The following is a 2,241-nucleotide window of genomic DNA, read 5'->3' on the forward strand; positions in this document are numbered from 1 at the left end:
GAAGATCAGCGGATTGTCGGTGACCGCGTTGAGCTCGATGTCGATCACGCGGCACGCCTGCTCGTACGCGTCGCGCACGGCGCCGTGCACCTGCGGCATGCAGCGCAGGCAATACGCGTCCTGCGGCTGGTGCTTCTTGCCACCCTTGAACGGCAGGAAGCGGCGGTAGAACGCCTCGCGCCCGTGGCGCTGCGACGGCGGCACCCAGTCCCATGCGATGTCGAACCCCTGGCGTTGGTCCTGCGGGTCGCTCCATGCGTCGGCCGACCAGCCGCGGAAGCGCGGCACGAGGTGATAGGCGATGTCGACGAGGTTGGAGCCGTCGAGCAGTCCGCGCACGTGGCGCGCGGCCTCCACCTGCCCCGGATGCGCTCGCAGCGCGTGCACTTCCTCGCGCAACGCGCCGCTGCGGCCCGCGAACGCGTCGAGCGTCATCGATGCGGCGAGATCGGCCGTGTCGAGCAGCTCGCCGAGCCGCTCGAGCGCGAGTGCCGCGGTCGCGAGCATCTGCGTGGTGCCGTTGTTGAGCGCGAGGCCTTCCTTGAACGACAGCCTGATCGGCGCGAGGCCCGCGCGCTCGAGTGCCACGGCACCCGCGAGGCGCTCGCCGCCGAAGAACGCCTCGCCACCGCCGAGCAGCACGATCGCGAGGTGCGACAGCGGCGCGAGGTCGCCGCTCGCGCCGACCGAACCCTTCTGCGGGATCACCGGGATCACGTCGCGGTTGAGCAGTTCGGCGAGGGCCTCGAGCGTCGACACGCGGATGCCCGAATGGCCGCGCATGAGCGTGTTGATGCGGATGCCGAGCATCGCGCGCACGACGCCCTCGGCGAACGGCTCGCCGACGCAGACCGCATGCGTGATCACGAGGTTGTGCTGGAGTTCCTCGAGCAGGGTCTCCTTGCGCGGCTGCGGGTTGCCGCCCGGCAGCTCGTCGCGCACGCGATGCGCGCCGAGCAGCTTGTCGGCGTTGCTGCCGAAGCCGGTGGTCACGCCGTAGATCGGTTCGCCACAGCGGACCTTGTCGGCGAGGAAGTCCGCCGCGCGCTGCACGCGTGCGAGCTGCGCGCGATCGAGTTCGACCTTCGCGCCGCGCGCGATCGCGGCGACCTGCGCGCGGGTGAGGCTGTTGCCGTCGAGGTGGATCGTGTGGGTCATGGGTGCCGGCATCCGGAGTTCACTACGGTCGTCGTTCCCGCGAACGCGGGAACCCGTTTTTGGGCCGTGCGCAACATCGACGCGCATACCCGCTTTCGCGGGCGTGGCGACGAAAAGGCGTGCATCAGACGTCCTGGCCGCGCGTCATCACCGCGGCCTGCTCGATCTCCACGCGCAGCGCATCGACCAGCTCCGCGCGCGCGACCTCGAACTGGTCCTGCTTGCGCAGGTCCTTCACGGCCACGCTGTTCTTCGCGATCTCGTCCGGACCGAGCACGAGCACGAAGCGTATGCCCGCGCGGTCGGCGTACTTGAACTGCTTGGCGAGCTTGCCGGGATCGACCACGACTTCGGTGTTGATGCCGCCCGCGCGCAGTTCGGTCGCGAGCGCGAGGTAGCGCGGCAGTTCCGCTTCATCCATCTGCGCGACGAGCGCCTGCACCGTGCTGCGACCGCCCTTGAGCAGCCCCGCTTCGCGCAACTGCCAGTACAGGCGCGTCGCGCCGATCGAGATGCCGACGCCGGGCAGCTTCGACTTCGTGTAGTGGCTCGCGAGGTTCTCGTAACGGCCGCCCGAGCAGATCGAGCCGATCTGCGGGTGCTCGTCGAGCGTCGTCTCGTAGATGGTTCCGGTGTAGTAGTCCAACCCTCGAACTACCGATAGATCAAGGCGATAGAAGTCGCGCGGCACCCCCATGGCGCCAATTGTCCGAATGACCTCGGTGAGTTCAGCAACACCATCCACAAGGATTTGTGGCCATTCATGCGACGGAATCACCATACCAAGGCTGTGCTGGAGAAACATCAGGTCAGGATCCGTCGAGGTGCTCATAGACGGCATTCCCTGTTCAAGATTCCGCTTGCACACTTCCGCCCGCTTGTTCCTCTCAACTTCCCCACACGCATCGTAGAGAACAAACAAGAGTTCTGCTGCCGCGCTTTCGGATAGACCTAGAGACAGCAAAGCGTCATGTGTGGCATTGCGCCCACGCTTGTCAGTCTTGTCGATTTCTCGAAGGACACTTGCCTGCATCGTCGAGTCGACGATGCCCTTGGCATCCAGAATTCCTCGTAGGAGTTTCC

Annotated in this window: 2 protein-coding genes; both read right to left on the bottom strand. The window is 66.5% G+C overall.

Annotated features, from left to right (window positions below):
- Nucleotides 1-1,158 (bottom strand): aromatic amino acid ammonia-lyase (locus VI238_RS13220; protein ID WP_331652108.1); only part of this gene is annotated, 1,158 nt, incomplete at its 3' end.
- A gap of 124 nt (nt 1,159-1,282) precedes the next feature.
- Nucleotides 1,283-2,241: HisS family protein (locus VI238_RS13225; protein WP_331652110.1), on the bottom strand; the 959-nt coding region annotated here is incomplete at its 5' end.

The sequence above is a fragment of the Dokdonella sp. genome (assembly GCF_036518555.1).
Taxonomy (GTDB): domain Bacteria; phylum Pseudomonadota; class Gammaproteobacteria; order Xanthomonadales; family Rhodanobacteraceae; genus Dokdonella_A.